The organism is Acinetobacter rudis (assembly GCF_031157835.1).
Lineage (GTDB): Bacteria > Pseudomonadota > Gammaproteobacteria > Pseudomonadales > Moraxellaceae > Acinetobacter > Acinetobacter rudis_A.
Window position 1 is genome coordinate 119,206 of sequence record NZ_JAVIDR010000002.1, and the last position, 18,914, is coordinate 138,119.

The 18,914-nt window shown below is 36.6% G+C and carries 16 protein-coding genes; 4 read left to right on the plus strand and 12 right to left on the minus strand.

What is annotated here, in order from left to right; all coding sequences use genetic code 11:
- Positions 1-125: 125 nt before the first annotated feature.
- From RFH42_RS02505 to RFH42_RS02520, 4 genes are all read right to left on the minus strand, one after another.
- Complete coding sequence (locus tag RFH42_RS02505; protein ID WP_308973970.1) at positions 126-713, minus strand: TMEM175 family protein; 588 nt, start codon at positions 711-713, stop codon at positions 126-128.
- A gap of 9 nt (positions 714-722) precedes the next feature.
- A complete protein-coding gene (locus tag RFH42_RS02510) occupies positions 723-1,430 on the minus strand; it encodes a YoaK family protein (protein ID WP_308973972.1) in 708 nt (235 codons plus the stop codon).
- Positions 1,431-1,462: 32 nt separating this feature from the next.
- Entirely contained in the window at positions 1,463-2,140 is a 678-nt protein-coding gene (locus RFH42_RS02515; RefSeq protein WP_308973974.1) for a YoaK family protein, read from the minus strand.
- A 94-nt stretch (positions 2,141-2,234) separates the two neighbouring features.
- The gene (locus RFH42_RS02520) at positions 2,235-4,109 is read right to left on the minus strand and encodes an amidohydrolase (protein ID WP_308973975.1); all 1,875 of its coding nucleotides are present in this window, start codon (positions 4,107-4,109) and stop codon (positions 2,235-2,237) included.
- Positions 4,110-4,456: 347 nt separating this feature from the next.
- On the opposite strand from RFH42_RS02520, the gene RFH42_RS02525 reads away from it, so the two are divergent.
- Together RFH42_RS02525 and leuA are read left to right on the plus strand one after the other, a co-directional pair.
- On the plus strand, positions 4,457-5,221 hold the full coding sequence (locus tag RFH42_RS02525) for an AraC family transcriptional regulator (RefSeq protein WP_308973976.1): 765 nt from the start codon (positions 4,457-4,459) through the stop codon (positions 5,219-5,221).
- A 96-nt stretch (positions 5,222-5,317) separates the two neighbouring features.
- Positions 5,318-7,012 carry a 2-isopropylmalate synthase gene (leuA, locus tag RFH42_RS02530; protein WP_308973977.1) on the plus strand — a complete coding sequence of 565 codons (1,695 nt, stop codon included), beginning with the start codon at positions 5,318-5,320 and terminating at the stop codon, positions 7,010-7,012.
- A 205-nt stretch (positions 7,013-7,217) separates the two neighbouring features.
- On the opposite strand, the gene RFH42_RS02535 is transcribed toward leuA, so the two are convergent.
- The 4 genes from RFH42_RS02535 to efp form a co-directional block, all read right to left on the minus strand.
- Positions 7,218-8,006, minus strand: coding sequence for a bestrophin-like domain (locus RFH42_RS02535; RefSeq protein WP_308973978.1), 789 nt, complete (start codon positions 8,004-8,006; stop codon positions 7,218-7,220).
- Positions 8,007-8,208: 202 nt separating this feature from the next.
- The gene (locus tag RFH42_RS02540) at positions 8,209-8,511 is read right to left on the minus strand and encodes a YbdD/YjiX family protein (protein ID WP_308973979.1); all 303 of its coding nucleotides are present in this window, start codon (positions 8,509-8,511) and stop codon (positions 8,209-8,211) included.
- 14 nt (positions 8,512-8,525) lie between these two features.
- Positions 8,526-10,631 carry a carbon starvation CstA family protein gene (locus RFH42_RS02545; protein ID WP_308973981.1) on the minus strand — a complete coding sequence of 702 codons (2,106 nt, stop codon included), beginning with the start codon at positions 10,629-10,631 and terminating at the stop codon, positions 8,526-8,528.
- 194 nt (positions 10,632-10,825) lie between these two features.
- Positions 10,826-11,395, minus strand: coding sequence for an elongation factor P (gene efp / locus RFH42_RS02550; RefSeq protein WP_308973982.1), 570 nt, complete (start codon positions 11,393-11,395; stop codon positions 10,826-10,828).
- A gap of 392 nt (positions 11,396-11,787) precedes the next feature.
- Here efp and epmB point away from each other — a divergent pair, with 392 nt between their 5' ends.
- Positions 11,788-12,804 carry an EF-P beta-lysylation protein EpmB gene (epmB, locus tag RFH42_RS02555; RefSeq protein WP_308973983.1) on the plus strand — a complete coding sequence of 339 codons (1,017 nt, stop codon included), beginning with the start codon at positions 11,788-11,790 and terminating at the stop codon, positions 12,802-12,804.
- A gap of 3 nt (positions 12,805-12,807) precedes the next feature.
- Positions 12,808-14,532 (plus strand): hypothetical protein, encoded by a 1,725-nt coding sequence (locus tag RFH42_RS02560; protein WP_308973984.1) that lies wholly within the window; start codon positions 12,808-12,810, stop codon positions 14,530-14,532.
- Positions 14,533-14,587: 55 nt separating this feature from the next.
- Here the strand turns inward: RFH42_RS02560 and rpmE are convergent, their stop codons facing one another.
- The 4 genes from rpmE to RFH42_RS02580 all read right to left on the minus strand — a co-directional run bounded on the left by rpmE (position 14,588) and on the right by RFH42_RS02580 (position 18,775).
- On the minus strand, positions 14,588-14,815 hold the full coding sequence (rpmE, locus tag RFH42_RS02565; RefSeq protein WP_016655580.1) for a 50S ribosomal protein L31: 228 nt from the start codon (positions 14,813-14,815) through the stop codon (positions 14,588-14,590).
- A gap of 230 nt (positions 14,816-15,045) precedes the next feature.
- Positions 15,046-16,020, minus strand: a complete 975-nt coding sequence (locus RFH42_RS02570) for a bile acid:sodium symporter family protein (RefSeq protein ID WP_308973985.1) — start codon at positions 16,018-16,020, stop codon at positions 15,046-15,048.
- Positions 16,021-16,188: 168 nt separating this feature from the next.
- On the minus strand, positions 16,189-16,590 hold the full coding sequence (gene gloA, locus RFH42_RS02575) for a lactoylglutathione lyase (RefSeq protein ID WP_308973986.1): 402 nt from the start codon (positions 16,588-16,590) through the stop codon (positions 16,189-16,191).
- Positions 16,591-16,627: 37 nt separating this feature from the next.
- Positions 16,628-18,775 (minus strand): AmpG family muropeptide MFS transporter, encoded by a 2,148-nt coding sequence (locus tag RFH42_RS02580; protein ID WP_308973987.1) that lies wholly within the window; start codon positions 18,773-18,775, stop codon positions 16,628-16,630.
- Positions 18,776-18,914: the final 139 nt, after the last annotated feature.

Genomic DNA, 18,914 nt, shown 5'->3' on the forward strand with positions numbered 1-18,914 from the left:
TGAATATTGATTATGCATGAGTTCAATTGTGCTGTAGAAGATTATCCCATGAGTATTCTACTGCGTAAGGCTGTAACAAAATCTACTCCATTTCATACACACTCAAAATTTTTATCTCTCACTGATTATTGATTTTTGTTGTGTTTGAAATGTTGTTCAATTTTTTTATTTGGTAAGAACCAAAAAACTGCCAATAGACCCAATGAAAGTAATGTTAATTTAGTATCAATAAAACTCAGAAAAATTGATGTTCCATAAAATAAAATTGATATTAATAACTTATTATTTCTGCCCAGTAACTCTACAGCTAAAGAGTTTACACCTTCTGACTTCATCAATATTTTTTCGAGTATATGATATGAAATTGAACACATAAATAATATAAAAGCATAGAGCGCAGTAGGTGTTTGAGCATAACCTGAATGTGCGGACCACCCTGTGGTTAAGGGGATCATGGTTAACCAGAACATTAAATGCAAGTTTCCCCATAAAATTTTCCCATTAACACTTTTCACTACTTGAAATAGATGATGGTGATTATTCCAATATATGCCCACATAAATAAAACTTAAGATATAACTGAAAATTAAATGTGACTCCGCCCTAAGTGCAGATAAGCTATCACCTTCTGGAATTTTCAACTCTAAAAGCATAACAGTAATAATAATTGCAAAAATACCATCGCTGATTGCTTCTAATCTATTTCTATTCATTGAATACTCCTAGCTTTCTGCAATGAACTGCTGTTTCTTTGCAAGATATGATAAGTACAGTACAGGTATAATGAAGAAAGCAACACTCCAAAAGCCTGAATTAATATATAAAAAAGCGCCTAAAAATACACCAACTACAAAACCAATAACAATACTTAGACTGTGTTGTAACTTCTGTTTATTTTCATCTGTTTTATTGCGTAGATAATTAGAAATATCTATTCCCAATTGCGTAGTATTACCTGTCATCATCGTACTGGGGCTAATATGTTTAATAAGTGTTTTACTTGAAGTATTTCGAATTGCTAAAGCAATTAAACCTAAGCCACCAGTAATTGCTACGGCCACACTATTGGCATCTTTAAATGGCTCAAAACATATGCCTGCAAACATAAACCCTAATAGAAAAACCGCTTCTGCTAAAAACAAATAGCTTAATATGGTATGTTTTTGGGTACTTTGATCAATCCAGTATTTAGTCAGTGCTACAGTTAAAATAAATAGGGGGATTGCACTCAGTTTAATCCAAATCCCCCCACCATCTTTAACCCATGCTGCACCTGCTAAAACTAAGTTTCCCGTTACATGTGCAGTAAAAAAACCAAATAATGCAATAAAACCAATGGTATCAATTGCTCCACCTACAATAGTAAGTAAAACAGGATCTCGACAAACACTCCACCACTTCTTAGTTTTGGCTATTTCTACATTTTCCATTTTTAAATCCCAAATCACTTACCTTATCAAGATTATGTTTTCTTATAATTTTCACGATAAAAATAAGCTAAAATTGATAAGATTGGCGGAATAACAAACAACCATAAAAAAGCAAACTTATATATAATCGCAGCAATTGCACATCCCAAAGCAAAGCTTAGTATTGTGGGTAGTATTAAGGCTAGACGTTGAAAAATTTGTGCTTTTTTCTCATTAGATGGTCTAGAAAAAAGTTCACCTATGTCTAACATGCTCTGCGTCGTTGAGCCGGTCATCACCGTCGTGGGTGTTTCTTTTGCCCAATAAATACGATGCATCGCATTTTGTATCGCCATTGCAGCAACCAACAGCATCCCTACAGTAAAACTCATCATCGTATCATGTTGAGGAAATGGTAAATAAAAAATCGAAAGTACTACGGCTAAGCTAAAAAAGGTAAACATCAATTTAAGCAGAAATGTATACGAAATTTTTTGACGTTTTAAAAATTGCTGATCAATGAGTTTTGTCAATAATACAGTTATACCAAACATAGGTAATGCAGCCAGTTTCGCCCATGCCCCTGTTTGGCTATCTGTCACTAAAGCCGCTCCCAAAGTCACAAAATTACCTGTGACATGCGCAGCAAACAGTCCATGCAATGCCAAAAAGCTTGCTGTATCAACATAACCTGCATTAAAACTTAAAATTTTCCCTAGATGAATATTCATCGTTTATTCCAAAACTATAATTTAGGTTATTAATTTTTTGATCATTGCGATTAAGTACTCCCTCTAGCATACCCAGCATAGAGGGAAATCCGACTTAAAAAGCAAAACATGAACAACCAAGCGCACCCCAAAATGATTTTTTATCTTGATCATTTATAGGAACATCAAGCATCCATGCATGTGAGTGCCCGTGCATGTTACAACTACTCGAACAAGCGCAAAGTGCTGAATTATTTTGTAGGGGTTGTGAGGATGAAGCATTGCGATTTTCAGAAAAACGCCATTGGCCACCAAAACGTTTTACTGGAGACCATTCAGGAGAGGCTGGTGGCAGTGGTGGATCTTGTTGTTTAAATTCAGCCCCAGCATATACTACTTTACCATTCATCACAGTCATTACAGATTCAATAAACTGAATCTGATCTCCTTCAACCGTAAAATAGTCATCCGAAAGCACGACTAGATCTGCATATTCACCTGCGATTAATGCACCTTTTTGACTGTGTTCACCTGAAAACCATGCAGAACCTTTAGTCCAAAGCCTTAACGCAGTCTGTCGATCGAGCAAATCTTTTTCATCATATAAGGGTAACCCCCCAACAGTTTCACCTGTAGTTAACCAAGCTAAACACACCCAAGGATTGTAAGATGCTACACGCGTTGCATCCGTACCTGCCCCCACGGGTACGCCGAGCTCAAGCATTTTTTTCACTGGTGGGGTATCTTTTGCAGCCTCTTTACCATAACGCTGTACAAAAATTTCTCCTTGGTATGCCATACGATGTTGAATGGCAATCCCTCCCCCTAATGTCCCAATACGTTCAATGTTTTTCTCAGATACTGTTTCGGCATGATCAATAATAAAGCGAGTTTCAAATGGTTTTTTTGCGTTTACACGCTCAAAAACATTTAATAATCGAGTAATACTTTCATCATAAGTAGCATGAATACGAAATGGCCATTTTTTTTCAGATAAATGCTCAACAATTGCCTCTAATTCAGTTTCCATTTTCTCTGGTAAATCAGGGCGTGGCTCATAAAAATCTTCGAAATCACCAGCAGACCACGTCAGATTTTCACCAGCTCCATTCATCATAAATAACGAGTCACCATCGCCTGGGAAAGTCATTTCTGTCCATTTTTTATAATCTTCAAGCTCAGAACCAGCATTTTGAGCAAAAAGATTATAGGCAATCCGTACTGTCATTTGCTCTTTTTCATGAAGTACTCGAATCACATCGTAATCTTCAGGATAATTCTGACCACCACCACCTGCATCAATTGCTGAAGTCAAACCTAAACGGTTCAGCTCACGCATAAAATGGCGTGTGGAATTTATCTGATCTTCAATAGGTAATTTCGGTGCTTTTCCTAAAGTAGAGTATAAAATCGCTGCAGATGGAACGGCTAACAATAATCCTGTTGGCTCGCCTTTTTCATCTCGCTGAATCTTTCCCCCTGGTGGATCAGGTGTATCTTTATTAAAACCAAGTACATTAAGCGCTGCTCGATTCAGCAATGCACTCGCATATAAATGTAAAATAAAAACTGGAGTTTCTGGAGCGGCCTTGTTAATCTCAGCCAACGTTGGTAAGCGTTTTTCAACAAACTGAAACTCTGTCCAACCACCAACAACGCGTACCCACTGTGGTGCAGGTGTATTATCTGCTTGTTCTTTTAACAATTTGAGTGCATCAACAATAGAGGGAACCCCTTCCCAACGTAACTCCATGTTGTAATTTAAGCCACCACGAATAATATGTAGATGACTATCATTTAAACCCGGAATAACACGGCGACCATTTAAATTAATAACCCTAGTTGCATCATTTGCCAATTTCATAACGCTATTTTCATCACCAGTCGCAATAATTTCCCCATTACTTATCGCAATTGCTGATACTTCAGGATGATTTGGATCAAGTGTTGTGATTTTTCCATTTCTTAAAATCAATTGCACATCAGTCATAACTTTCTCCATTGATTAGTGCTATTCAAATATAAATAACTTGAAAATTATCAGGTGAACATTGCTCTAGCATTGACTTATTCATGTTGAAGGCTCTAGGGCAGTTATATGTATATATGTGAAAAATACTATCTTTTTTATCTTTCTCAGAAAGTAATCTTTTTGGAACGCTGTATCTTAATTTAGAAGATATGATTGAAATTCTTAGCTTGTTTTTGTAGATTTTCTCTAAAAGTGAATCTTTCTCTAAATAAAAACCTCCAATAAACTATTAAATGAATCATGGTCTTTCATTACTTTTTAATCGTATATAAAATCGATCCATAAGCTCTACTAAGATAAATATTGTGCATTACACCCATGGTCAGTTAAATTATCCAGTTTATGCTTATGCGAAATCTTATACTGATGGATATATAGAAAATATCCATCAGCATGAGCGAATCCAGTTACTACATACTCTCACTGGCGTTATTCACGTTCGCACCTCAGAAGGAATATGGGTGATTCCACCATGTAAAGGCATTTGGATTCCAGAAAATAAAAAACACTCCATTACAATCTTTGGCAATGTAGAAGCCCGTGGCATATTTGTTGACCCATTTGCACGTGCAGATTTCAATAGCCAATGTTGTGTAGTTGCTGTTCCTAATTTCCTGTCCGAACTTATTAATCAAGCGATACACATAAAAGAAGAAGTTTTGCCTCATACTCGTAATGAAAGACTGTTAGAACTTATTTTAGATGAGCTTAGATTTTTAGAAGAAATTCCATTCCAATTACCTGAAGCACACTCAGAGCTACTCAAAAATATTTGTCAAAATATTAAGACCGATCTTTCTGCTGTTAACCATTTAGAAGAAATTGCAAAACAATACCATTTTAGTTCTAAAACCCTTTCAAGATTATTTCAAAAGGAGCTAAACATGAGTTTTAGCACATGGCTAAAACAAGCAAAGCTCCTACAAGCACTGACTGATTTAGAAATGAATAAACCCATACTGAATATCGCATTAGACTTAGGCTATGAAAGTTCGAGTGCCTTTTCTTATATGTTTAAAAGACAAATGGGGATGACTCCAACAGAGTACCTAAAGAAAAAGACATATTAAAAAATGTCTTTTACTCTATATAAATTGTCTTTTGATCTAAAGAGCGACTAAAACAGATCATGCATGATGGTGTTATTGAAATACTGAGAGAACATCATGTTAAGTCATCCTCAAAATAAGTATCGCCGATTTGAATTTTTAGATTTCTCTGAACGAAGCTGGCCAAGTAAAAAAATTACCTCTGCACCTATATGGTGCTCTACAGATTTACGTGATGGCAATCAAGCATTGGCCAATCCGATGGATCATCATAGAAAACTTAAATTTTTTAAATTGTTAGTTGACTGTGGCCTTAAGGAAATTGAAGTTGCTTTTCCTGCCGCATCGGAAACTGACTTTAATTTTGTACGCTATCTCATTGAACAAAACCAAATCCCAAATGATGTTTGTATCCAAGTTATGACTCAAGCAAGAGCGGACTTAATAGAAAGAACATTTGAAGCTTTGGTTGGAGCTAAACAAGCCATCGTTCATGTTTATAATGCAACAGCTGAGGTCTTCCGTAAAATCGTTTTTCAAAAAACCAAGCAAGAAGTCATTGACTTAGCAGTTACCTCAACAAAACAAATTAAAGCCTTATGCGAGCAATATCCTGAGACAAAATGGACTTATGAATATTCTCCAGAAACGTTTTGCTTTACTGAAATTGAATTTGCACTTGAAATATGTGAAGCAGTAGCTGAAGTTTGGGGGCCTAGTCCAGAAAATCCAATGATTATTAATTTACCAACGACTGTTGAAGTCAGTACACCTAACATTTTTGCAGATCAAATTGAATATTTTTGTAAACACTTCTCAAAACGTGAGCAGGTCTGTATTAGCGTACATCCGCATAATGATCGAGGTACTGGTGTAGCAACAGCTGAACTTGCTTTACTTGCAGGTGCAGATCGTATTGAAGGTTGTTTATTCGGAAATGGTGAACGTACAGGAAACGTTGACCTTGTTAATATTGCTTTGAATATGTACACCCAAGGCATTGCTCCTGAGCTTGATTTTTCCGATATTATGGCTGTGGCTGAAGTAGTAAAAGAATGCAATGAACTTCCGATTCACCCAAGACACCCTTATGTTGGTGAGTTAGTTTTTACCGCTTTTTCTGGTAGCCATCAGGATGCTATTAAAAAGGGCTTTCAAGCCAGAAGCACTCAAAAGCACAGTTATTGGGAAGTTCCCTACTTGCCTATAGATCCAGCAGATTTGGGCTGTAGTTATGAAGCTGTGATTCGTGTAAATAGCCAATCAGGTAAAAGTGGTGCAGCTTGGATATTGCAGCAAAATCATGGCATAGATCTACCTGCAAACTTACAAAAAGATTTTAGCCAAATTGTACAAAAGGTGACGGACAATAATAAAAAAGAGTTATCACATGCTGAAATTTGGACATTATTTCGAGCTGAATACGGAGTCAATACACATGATAGTGAATTTAGGCTCGTAAATTATCAATCAAGTAAACAAGATGATATTTATCAAGTCAAAATTTCAATTCAAGTAAATAATGAACTTGTCCATCTTTCAGGTATTGGTAATGGATTATTATCAGCCTCTGTAAATGCTCTAAATACCAAATGGCCACATAAAATAACCATCGCTGAATATTCAGAACATGCTTTAGGCAAACAGAGTAGTAGTCGTTCTATTAGTTATATTCGTTGTACCGATAATAATGGAAACATATATTGGGGTACTGCTATTGATACTGATATTGCAACTGCATCAATTCAAGCATTATTAAATGCATTCTATAAATCGTATAAGTTAAATAATTTGGAAAATTTATCAACCTAATACATCTTATACAATGTATATAAGCCTTCAATAAAATTGCCCACTTTAGCAGATTCACGGTGTCATGAATTACGAAGTGGGCAATACACCCTTTCTCTAATGAGCCTCTTGGCTCAGAAGTGAATCTAGATCAAACTTCACTCAAAGCCAACTGATCTAATGGCGCTTTTAAAAACCTATTTAAAATGTTCAGTAACACCATATTCTACTTGTTTGGATTATCCCAAACTTCTCTTAATGATAATAAGTCATCTGGTGTGACATGAATCACCCCTTTTCCTGGTATATCAATCTCAGCAATAATAAAAAGTGCCATGGTAATCAAAAAGGGAAGAAGTAAAATGATGGTATTTATACCTTGCTCTTTACGGGCATTATATCCAATCAAAAAATTTGACACGATTGCAAAGAAAATAAGTAAAGCCCAAACTATATTCGGTATTTGATAACGCCAACTTACTGTGGTTTTTTCCTGAGAAATATACAAGTCATTATAAGCTGTAAGTACAGAAGCAATGACTGGATTAGGTGCTTGATTAGCTTCAGCTACAGCAATTTCCCACAATTCAGTTTGTTTTTTTACAGATGTAATACGCCATTTTTTATTTTCGGCTCGATTATCGGCTCTAAAAAACTCAATCCGTGCATCTAAGTATTGATGTAATAATTTCTCTGCTTGTTCACGTTGTGGGGATGCTAATAATTGAGTACGTTGTAAAGCTGCACCTATAACAACCATCTCATTTTCTTCTGTTTTTTGTCGCTCATTATATCCTCCAATCGAAATTGAAAGGACAAATCCGATTAACAAACCCAATAAAGATAAGATCGCACCAAGTACAATTTTGGCTTGATCATCGTTAAAATGAGGATTGTGCTTATTGAAAAAATACTTTCCACCACAGGCCGCACTACCCAATAAAATAAATGTACACCAAAATATATATGCAGAACTTATTGGTAGTTCATTCACCAACTCATGCACCCATGACATATTCACAATCCTTTTTTAGAAAAAATTAAGCACGCTTAACATATAAGGCTGCAAGACCAAGCAGAATAAATTTAACCAATTAAAATTTAAATAGATTTTGTTCTTGTTCGCTATGAATAATTATAAAGAAGAATACTTTCAAACACGACATAAAAAAGCGGCTGATTTATAACCAGCCGCTTAAGATAAATCATCTATTTGATCAACATGGACATTTTTTCATATCGCCACCAGCAGATGGATAACGTGCATCCACACAGTGACGATAAAAAGTTTTCGCATCCATTGCTTCTAAATCAGGATGATGTGTTTTCATATGATTCAGATAAGTTTGATAATCAGGTACTCCAACCATCAAACGAAAACTTTGCTGTAGCCGTTGCCAGAGTGTCGCTATTCTTGACCAGTTTTTAGGTGAAAGAATTACACTTTTCTGTGACATTACAGTCATTTTTATAATTTTAAAAATGACTGATTTACCCTGCCCTGGAAATTTTAATTGCATAATACCCTCCACTGTTAAGAATGACTTGTGGTTGAATCAGCAACATTGTCTTCATCACGATAAATCGCTTCGGCCTCATTTACAGTTGGTGTTTTACTCGCTAATGCACGGCGAACAACTGAGATTGACGCAAAAACCATTACTATTGCAACAATCATAAAGAAAGCACAAAGAACAGCATTTATCTGATTAGACAATACAATGCTCTGCATTTCAGCAATACTCTTGGCTGGCTTAATAATTTCACCATTGGCAATTGCATCTGAAAAACGATTTGCCTGTGCTAAAAAGCCAATTTTCGGATTTTCATGGAAAATCTTTTGCCAACCAGCAGTCATTGATGTAATGAACAGAAAAACTGTTGGGAGAATAGTTACCCATACATATTTTTCTTTCTTCATTTTAAACAAGATGACCGTACCCAAGATTAAAGCCATAGCAGCTAGAATTTGGTTACCAATACCGAATAATGGCCATAAGCTATTGATCCCGCCAAGTGGGTCAACAACACCTTGATAAACAAAGTATCCCCACGCAGCAACAGCAACTAAAGTTCCTAGCATATTACCAATAAATGAACTTGAATTTTTCACTGCTGGAATCACAATCCCAACTGTATCCTGCACCATAAAACGACAAGCACGTGTACCTGCATCAACTGCCGTTAAAATAAATAATGCTTCAAATAAAATAGCAAAGTGATACCAAAAGGCCATCATGGAACGGTTATTAAAGATTTCACTGATGATATGTGCCATACCAATAGCAAATGTTGGTGCTCCACCAGTTCGTGACAAAATAGAGCTTTCCCCGACTTCACTTGCCAATGTAGACAACGCTTCAGGCGTAACCACAAAACCTAAATTACGTACAGCCTCAGCAGCGGATTGTACGTCTGTACCCAGTACTGCAGCAGGCGCATTAATCGCAAAATATATTCCAGGTTCCAGTACGGTGGCACAAATCATGGCCATAATTGCCACAAAAGACTCCATTAACATACCGCCATAACCAATCATACGAATGTTCACTTCGTTATCGACCAGTTTAGGTGTTGTACCTGAAGAAACGAGTGCATGAAAACCTGAAATTGCACCACATGCTATCGTAATAAATAAAAATGGAAATAAACTACCCGCAAAAACTGGACCAGTACCATTAATAAATGGGGTCACTGCTGGCATTTTTAACATTGGCATTGCGAATAATATACCCACAGCCAACCCAGCAATAACGCCAATTTTTAAAAAGGTTGAAAGGTAATCTCGTGGAGCCAATAATAACCATACTGGTAAAACCGAAGCGACAAAGCCATAAATAACCAGTGCCCATGTTAATTGAGTTCCACTTAAATCAAAAAATGGCCCCCAATAAGGGTGTTGTGCAACCTCACCACCATAAATGATGGCTAACATCATTAAAATAAAACCAACAATAGAAACTTCAGCAATTTTCCCTGGACGTATATAGCGCATATATACGCCCATAAATATAGCAATTGGAATCGTTGCTGCAATACTAAACACACCCCAAGGGCTATGTGTTAATGCCTTAACAACAACAAGTGCAAGTACAGCCAAAATAATGACCATGACTCCTAATGCACCTAACATCACAATTACACCAGCAAAAGAGCCTAACTCTTGTTTGGCCATTTCACCTAAGGAACGTCCATCACGACGTGTTGAGATAAATAACACCAAGAAATCTTGCACAGCACCAGCTAAAACCACACCGATTAACAGCCATAACGTTCCTGGTAAATACCCCATCTGCGCAGCAAGAATAGGACCGACTAACGGACCTGCACCTGCGATGGCTGCAAAGTGATGTCCAAAAAGTACATGTTTATTTGTTGGAACATAATCTAAACCATCAGCGAGTCGATGCGCTGGCGTTAAACGTCTTGAGTCTAAACCAAAAACTTTATTTGCGATAAATAAACTATAAAATCGATAAGCAATGCTATAAACGCAGATTGCCGCCAGTACTAACCATACTGCATTTACATGCTCACCACGACTGACTGCAAGTATGCCAAAAGACACTGCGCCAATAATAGCGATCACAACCCACATCATTTTGCTAAAAAACGTCATTTTCGTTTGTATATTTTCCATTTATACCTCACATCTCTCCTAAGAGCGCTGCTTCATCGGATTTAATTAATTATTTAATTTTTTTGAAATAGCGTAAATTCTATTTTAGTCCTATTAAAACCCTTTTTTAGCTTAAAATATATTCATTCAATATAACAGACAAAAAAAAGAGTGATATTAAATCACTCTTTTTTATTACTTAGATAAATCGAGCATTAAGCACGTTCTAAATAATCACCAGTACGTGTATCTACACGAACACTTTCTTCTTGTTGAACAAAAAGAGGAACACGTACTACTGCACCTGTTTCAAGTTTAGCTGGTTTACCACCACCGCCAGAAGTATCACCACGTACGCCTGGATCAGTTTCAACAACTTTTAGTACCACAAAGTTAGGTGCGCTAACTGTTAAAGGTACACCATTAAATAACATAATAGTGCAAAGCTCGTTAGAGTCATCTTTAAGCCATTTTGCTGCATCACCCATTGCAACTTTATCTGCTGCAATTTGTTCAAAAGATTCAGGATCCATGAAGTTCCAGAGTTCACCATCGTTATACAAGTAGTTCATTTCTACTTCTACGATGTCCGCACCCTCTAGTTGCTCACCAGATTTAAATGTTTTTTCAAGTACTTTACCTGAACGAAGGTTACGTAATTTTACACGGTTAAAGGCTTGGCCCTTACCTGGTTTTACGTATTCATTTTCCATGATTGAATATGGATTGCCATCAAGCATTACCTTTAAGCCTTGCTTAAAGTCATTTGTAGAATAATTGGCCATGAAAGGCACGCTCCAAACTTACTAAATAATTTGATAAATCTTGCGCATTGCATCACTGTCAAACTGCAGTCAAAGCAAGCAGCATGCGTATCAGTACACGGCTGACACTACAAGATATTGCGTATTCTAAATGAGCATCACATCATGAAGCAACGTTAAAATGACTAAGCCCCAAGTCTATAGCTTAATTTTTCCAGTTATTCTGGCTTTTTGTAGTGTAATTCAGCGGTGCTCTTAGCCAAGATCATCAATGACAAAAAAGTTCATCTTATATTCATTGAATAATGCCGTCGAAATTACAGCCTATTAAATAGTAGGCTGGGATTGATACAGCAATTATTTCGTGAATTGTCTATAATTCATTGGGTATTGATATCTCTTTTAGCTGTGGCATGACAACTTATTTACTTCAACAAAAAAACTGGCAATCTCAACTCAGTGACCTCATTACTGAACCAGCTGAATTACTAGAGCAATTACAATTGCAACCTGATCAATTATTATCAGGTGCCCTGCTTGCAAGTCAGCAATTTAAGTTACGTGTACCACGAGCTTTTGTAGAAAAGATGCAGTTATCCACACCACTAGACCCTTTATTGTTACAAGTTCTGCCTCACCATTTAGAAATGGAAGAACATCCCGATTTTGTAACTGATCCATTGGGAGAAGAAGCTGCAAATCAATTGGCGGGTGTACTCCATAAATATCGTTCACGTTTTTTACTTACGTTAACCGGAGCATGTGCAGTTCATTGCAGATACTGTTTTCGGCGTCATTTCCCCTATCAAGAGAATCTACCTAAAAATGAAGATTGGCTCAATATCCGTAGCTATTTACTAGAACACCCTGAAATTAATGAGGTCATACTCAGTGGTGGAGACCCACTCACGCTATCTGATCGTAAACTTGCTTTATGGCTTGATCGGTTAGAGTCCTTAGAGCAGATTCATACCTTACGGATACACTCTCGTGTACCAATTGTTATTCCAGCGCGTATTAATGATGAGTTTTTAGCACTGTTTACTAGGCGTAAATTTAAAGTTGTTTTAGTCGTACACAGTAATCACGCATCAGAGCTAGATGATTTTACTTGCTCACAATTATTACGAGCGGCGCAACAAGGCATTATATTATTCAATCAAGCTGTACTACTCAAAGGTGTAAATGATAATGTAGATAGTTTGACACAACTCAGTCATCGTTTATTTAGTGCCAATGTCATTCCTTATTATCTACATGTGCTAGATAAAGTAAAAGGCGCACAACATTTTGATTTACCATCCACGATTGTCGATGCATTATATCAACAACTACTCGCAAGCTTACCAGGTTATCTTGTTCCCAAACTGGTTCGGGAAATTGCTGGTGAACCCAATAAAACACCATTGTATGGTACAAAAAGCGATTAATATATGAACTTAGGCATAAACAATAAGCATTTTCAAAGTTTTCACATCCCAACGCCTCTCAACCGTAAAGAGCTTAGTTTTTGTGAAAGTAATGTTGATGCTTTTCGTTTATGGACTACCTCTTTATCTGCTCGCCCACTCGGTGATCGTAGTGCTGCAATATTTACAGCACTGCATGAACTCTCCAGCCTAATATGTACAGAAACCGAACGCTTTGACATGTTACAAGAGTTACACCCTTTCATTGAGCATGTTTTAAGTAATATTGAAAAGAATTTCATTACAGCGAATTCACCGCAGGCTGAAAGACAAACTCAATTGGTTGATCTTGATATTCAAATGCGTATGAGTTTAATTCAGCTCTATATTGATATCGCTTTTCGTTGTAATAAGTCCACTCAAAATCCTTGGCAATTTTGGCGACATAATGAAAATCATAATATAAAAGTAAATCGAATTTTATCTTGCTACTATGCCTTACAGCATATGGGTTACCTGTTGCTCCAACAGCAACTTAATTATCTTGATGTACTCATTAATCAATGGCGTTACACTCACGAAATTTATCAATATGCTTTTAAAAATAATGAACATCTCATTAATATTAACCGCATTCAAGGCAGCCGTTATGCCTTTAGCAATATCCAAGAATGCTATATTCAAATTCTGCTCTTAGACATTTGTTATACATATCAAATTCGTCCAAATGAAATTCAAGCCCTTTATGAATGTGGCACTGAATGGATTCATCTCATTGAGCTCAGCCATCGAAACCACGCTACATCGCGCTATATGATTGATAGTCAGCAGGATCTTCCTCCTATTTTCAACCATAAACAGCAACAATTTTTCTTAGCTGACCACTATCTATCAACACATAACCTACTTGAGCATATTAATAATACCATTCAAAATAATGCTAAAAATCTCACAGATAAAGAGAAAAAATATTTGAGCACATCGCTAAAATTTCATATTCAAAATGTTTTAGGTACAACAAGTATTGAACGTCGTTATCCACGTTATCAACATTCTGCGGAATTAGAAATTAGCTTAGGGCTTGAAACTGCACACTTTTTACTTAGTCATCCTCATTATCATTCAGACCATATAGAGTCACAACAAACCAATCCAAACATGTGCAATTTATTCCTTATTACACATGATCCAAGTCTTGAAATAAGCTCACCAATATCTCCACAACTGAATAAAGAGCTAAAACAAATTTATACTGCGCAGGTTCTCGACATGAGTTCCCATGGATATCGTATTCAATGGGACTCTGTACTACCGCAGAATTTACAAAATAGTGAGCTTATTATTCTAAGGGAAAAAAATGATATTAATTGGAAAGTAGGTATTATTCGTTGGATGAAAAAATCCTATCAGAATAATTTTGCAATTGGTTTAGAGGTTTTATCTGATCATGTCTTTGCCTGTAATGTGCGTTTACCACGACAGACTCTAGAACATCCACCAATGGCGGGTTTACTCTTTGCACACACCTATACAGGTAGAATTCAACTTTCTATTGTTCTACCCAATTTTACTCATTTAAATAAAATTGATTCTTTTCACTTAGAATTACATGAGCTAAAAATACAGTTATTGCGTAAAAAAACTTTAATGGTTACCCAAAGCTTTATTCAATTTGAAATCCAAACTCAAAATATTCGTCAGCTTCCAATCCTACGTGAATTACTCGATCGACTTATGGCACAACTCTAGTTAATTTTAAACAAAAAAAAACGGGCAATGCCCGTTTTTTCTTTCGCTGTGCGAATTAACCACGCTTGATAGAACGTGACATACCCGCAAAACGTTGTTTGAACTTGTCGATACGACCGCCAGTATCCACATTCTTTTGTTTACCAGTATAGAATGGGTGGCAAGCTGAACATACGTCAAGGTAAATTGTTTCTTTACCAAGCGCAGAACGAGTTTCAATTACGTTACCGCAAGAACAAGTAGCAACAAGGTTTTCGTATTTTGGGTGAATATCAGCGCGCATGTCCGATTACTCCTAATGAAGAAAGGTTTTGCTGTCATCGCAATTGATCACTCTCGTAAACGAGGAAATGGTTTGTAAAACAAACAGATCAACACCACAACAGACCATTTCTTTTGGCCCACCGAGACATCATTCGTCAGGGCTAAGCACAACAAGTGCAACGATTATACGTGAAATATTCTGCACTTGCGAGTGTTTTTAACAAACACCCGAAGTACGCGCAAAGCCAATTAATGTTCTTCAGTTTGCTGCTTTGACCAACGATTCGCAATCACACCACAAACCATCAATTGAATCTGATGAAAGATCATAATTGGTAGCACAATCATCCCAAGCGGTTGGCCTGCAAATAAAATCTGTGCCATAGGAACACCACTCGCTAATGTTTTTTTGGAACCACAAAAAAACACGGCGATTTGATCTTCACGATTAAAACCACACCACTTTGGAATATACAAAGATAACAGCATAATTAATGTTAATAATACAGAGCAGCTTAATGTTAAATAAAGTAGGGTTAAACCGCTGACTTGATGCCATAATCCAGCAACTACTGCACTACTAAATGCACCATAAACGACAAGTAAAATCGTTCCTTGATCAAATGCTTTAACAATACCAGGCACTTTTTGCATTACTGGGAACATATAAGGACGTAATATCTGTCCCATAATAAATGGAACCAATAATAATAGCCCGATTTCTATAATCGATGAAGTTGGATCATAGTCATGTTGTGATTGCCCAAAGATAAATAAGCTCACCAACACTGGGGTAATAAACATACCAACAAGATTTGAAAAAGAGGCACTACATACAGCAGCGGCTACATTTCCTTTGGCAACAGAAGTGAATGCAATTGAAGACTGTACTGTTGATGGCAAAAAGCACATAAACAAAAAGCCCCAATATAATTGCTCACCGAGTAAAGGCTCAACAATTGGTTTACTTAATAAACCCAATATTGGAAATACGGCAAAGGTAATTGCAAAAACCACCCCATGCAATCTCCAGTGCAATACTCCTTCAATAATGGCTTCGCGTGATAGTTTTGCACCATGTAAAAAAAATAAAATGGCAATTGCAATATTTGTCACGCTAGAAAAAACACTAGCTGCCTGTCCATGTACTGGGATGAAGGTCGCAAGTATAACCATTACAAAGAGTGAAATTGTAAAACGGTCAAGTGCGAGTAGTTTTAACATCCGATTCTCCTCACTTCCTGTATCTTTGATACTGCATTCATTATGTTTTTCGATTAAAAAAACTCAGTGGACTCGACCTCATTATCAAGATCAATTCCACTGAGCTTAATTAAGCTTGCATCATAATGCTATGTTTCTAAATAAATATTCGCTATTTATTTACTACACTTAGTTATTACGTGCATTTTCATCTTGTTGAATTAATTCAATTTTATAACCATCTGGATCTTCAACAAATGCAATCACAGTTACCCCACCTTTCATGGGTCCTGCTTCACGCACCACATTTCCGCCACGCGCTTTAATCTGTTCACAAGCGGCATAAGCATCTGGTACGCCTAAAGCAATATGACCATAAGCATTACCTAAATCGTAATGTGCTGTATCCCAATTATGAGTTAATTCAAGCACCGTATGATTGGCTTCATCTCCATATCCAACAAAGGCTAAAGTAAAACGACCTTCTGGATAATCACGTTTGCGTAGTAAAGTCATACCTAAAACTTCAGTATAGAACAGGATCGACTGTTCTAAATTGCCTACACGTAACATGGTATGTAACATACGCATTATCATATTCTCCAAAAACAAATTTAATTCAGTAATTCTATTGTCGTTGTTTCAATAAACCAGCGACCCATGTAACGAGGAACAAAATTGGAATACCCATAAGGAAGGTAATAAAGAAAAATTTGGAATAACCAAAATTAGTAACTATTGTTCCTGAATATCCTGCAATTGTTTTTGGCAACAATAACATGAGCGAACTGAACAAAGCATATTGCATTGCTGTAAATGAAACACTAGTCAAACTAGATAGAAAGGCAATAAATACTGCTCCAGCTAAACCTGAGGCCATATTATCAAAAATGATGCCTAAAACGAGCCATACTTTACTATAAGGCACAATCACCTTACCTTTTAAGCTGACATTGCCCTGCTCATTATAATTTACTGCAGTAACATCAGCCATGCTTAAACGATACTTAGGCTGCGCTTGCTGCAAATCTGTTACATAAGATTGTGTCTGATGTAAAACATGACGTTGATTTGCTAAATTATAAATCGCCTCAACATCAATTTGATGATGTTTAGCCAACAGCTCTCCAGGAACAACGGCGCTCCAATTGCCTTCTTCAAGTTTTGCAACGATTGGACTTGCATTTGAGAGCTTAACTTTTACTTCTGCTGTTTGTGCTTTAGCTGGTAGGTTGGCTAAACTACCATGAATAATGACATCTTTTTTCAACTGATCTTGGTAAAGATGATTATTCCCACCAATTGCCTGTATGTACAGTTGAGTAGGATCTGCACTTTTAAAACGATCAATTGGAACCGTTAAATTTAATGCGTGTTCATAATTTTGTGGTTGACTTCTAACCTGTATTTGATTTGACTGCGCAAAAACCTGTTTAGGTACTTCGAGCGACCAATTACCGACCTCATCTGGACTTACTGTGTACTGTTGAACACCAATATTCACATGTACATCATTCATGCTTGCGCCTGACTTGACTAAGCCGACAAAAATTAAATTGGTACTACTGGCTAAGGCTGCGCCAAGTAACATCATTTTCATGATGTTATAACGTTGAGATAACACCCCACCAATGAAGCCACCTAAAATCACAAACAAGACGGCAAATAACTTATTAAACCATGCGATCTCTTCTTTATCGAAGTTAAGATCCAAATAAAACAGATTAGCCATTACACCAGCTACAATATCTGAAATTCGATAAAATCCAATAAGTAGTAAAATTGCCAATGCAACCTTTAAACCATAACGTTTAAAAAAGTCTGCTAAGGGTGCCACCCAAGTATCAAAAATAATATCACGGTTAAATATTTTAACTTTTATTAGCAAGCCAACAATAATGACAGCGGCAGCAGCACTACTTATAAAACGCAAAGCCTCAAGTAAGAAACTTAAAAATGAATCGCTAACTTGTAATAAATTAAATAATGGGCCTAACTGAATAAATGCCCCCACAAAAACTGCTGTGGAAACAACAAAGACTACAAAAAGTTGTACATAATCTTTTGTTTGATAATGATTTTTAGGTCTTTCAATCTGCGGTTCATGAATTAATAATGTAGTCACAACCCCAACTAACATCAAACATGCCATTAATAAATAAGTTGCTTTCCAAGCTTCATAAATATAGTTCCCCATCGCTGTACCCAACGATGCAGCAAATAACAAACCACCTAATTGAGTAATAATCGTTGCAGATCGATAACCAGCATTATATGTAGAAGCTAAAACGGTTTGTAAATTTGCATCTTGTGTGAGTTCAATTCGATAAGCATCTACTACAATATCCTGTGTCGCTGAGGAAAAACCCAGAAATACAGCGGCCATAGCCATAAGCACTAAATTAGAAAGGGAACCAAAATTATGTAGGTGTGGAAGTGGGTTAATAAAAGCCATCGAACAAATAGCTGTCACAACCAAAATCTGTGAGAGTAATAACCAACTCCGACGACGGCCCATCTTCTTTGTCAGCCACGGTAATGGTAGCTTATCTATCAGAGGTGCCCAAATAAATTTAAACGCATAAGCTAAGGCTGCCCAAGAAAACATCGTAATCGTGCTACGAGCAATCCCTGCCTCACTTAACCAAAAAGATAACGTCGCAAATATTAAAAAAATAGGGATACCAGAAGAGAACCCTAAAAACAGCATAATTAGGGCGCGTCGATCAAAAAACGAACTAATCGCAGATTTGAATCCAGAAGCTTGCGTATTCATTGCGTTATTATTTTCTATATAATTGAAACAGTGCTATTCAATCGTTTAATAGCCTTAGTTTCAATACTTTTATGTATCTATTCTAGTGATTAATACACAATTAATAATATTTATTCCCATACCCTTGTATTTGTAGACT

Bases quoted from the DNA above. Each gene is read 5' to 3' on its own strand.
- RFH42_RS02545 (WP_308973981.1), bottom strand. From the start codon at position 10,631: ATGGAAAATATACAAACGAAAATGACGTTTTTTAGCAAAATGATGTGG.
- RFH42_RS02520 (WP_308973975.1), bottom strand. From the start codon at position 4,109: ATGACTGATGTGCAATTGATTTTAAGAAATGGAAAAATCACAACACTT.
- efp (WP_308973982.1), bottom strand. From the start codon at position 11,395: ATGGCCAATTATTCTACAAATGACTTTAAGCAAGGCTTAAAGGTAATG.
- RFH42_RS02560 (WP_308973984.1), top strand. From the start codon at position 12,808: ATGAACTTAGGCATAAACAATAAGCATTTTCAAAGTTTTCACATCCCA.
- rpmE (WP_016655580.1), bottom strand. From the start codon at position 14,815: ATGCGCGCTGATATTCACCCAAAATACGAAAACCTTGTTGCTACTTGT.
- RFH42_RS02505 (WP_308973970.1), bottom strand. From the start codon at position 713: ATGAATAGAAATAGATTAGAAGCAATCAGCGATGGTATTTTTGCAATT.
- RFH42_RS02510 (WP_308973972.1), bottom strand. From the start codon at position 1,430: ATGGAAAATGTAGAAATAGCCAAAACTAAGAAGTGGTGGAGTGTTTGT.
- RFH42_RS02570 (WP_308973985.1), bottom strand. From the start codon at position 16,020: ATGTTAAAACTACTCGCACTTGACCGTTTTACAATTTCACTCTTTGTA.
- epmB (WP_308973983.1), top strand. From the start codon at position 11,788: ATGACAACTTATTTACTTCAACAAAAAAACTGGCAATCTCAACTCAGT.
- RFH42_RS02580 (WP_308973987.1), bottom strand. From the start codon at position 18,775: ATGAATACGCAAGCTTCTGGATTCAAATCTGCGATTAGTTCGTTTTTT.
- gloA (WP_308973986.1), bottom strand. From the start codon at position 16,590: ATGCGTATGTTACATACCATGTTACGTGTAGGCAATTTAGAACAGTCG.
- RFH42_RS02540 (WP_308973979.1), bottom strand. From the start codon at position 8,511: ATGCAATTAAAATTTCCAGGGCAGGGTAAATCAGTCATTTTTAAAATT.
- RFH42_RS02515 (WP_308973974.1), bottom strand. From the start codon at position 2,140: ATGAATATTCATCTAGGGAAAATTTTAAGTTTTAATGCAGGTTATGTT.
- RFH42_RS02535 (WP_308973978.1), bottom strand. From the start codon at position 8,006: ATGTCATGGGTGCATGAGTTGGTGAATGAACTACCAATAAGTTCTGCA.
- leuA (WP_308973977.1), top strand. From the start codon at position 5,318: ATGTTAAGTCATCCTCAAAATAAGTATCGCCGATTTGAATTTTTAGAT.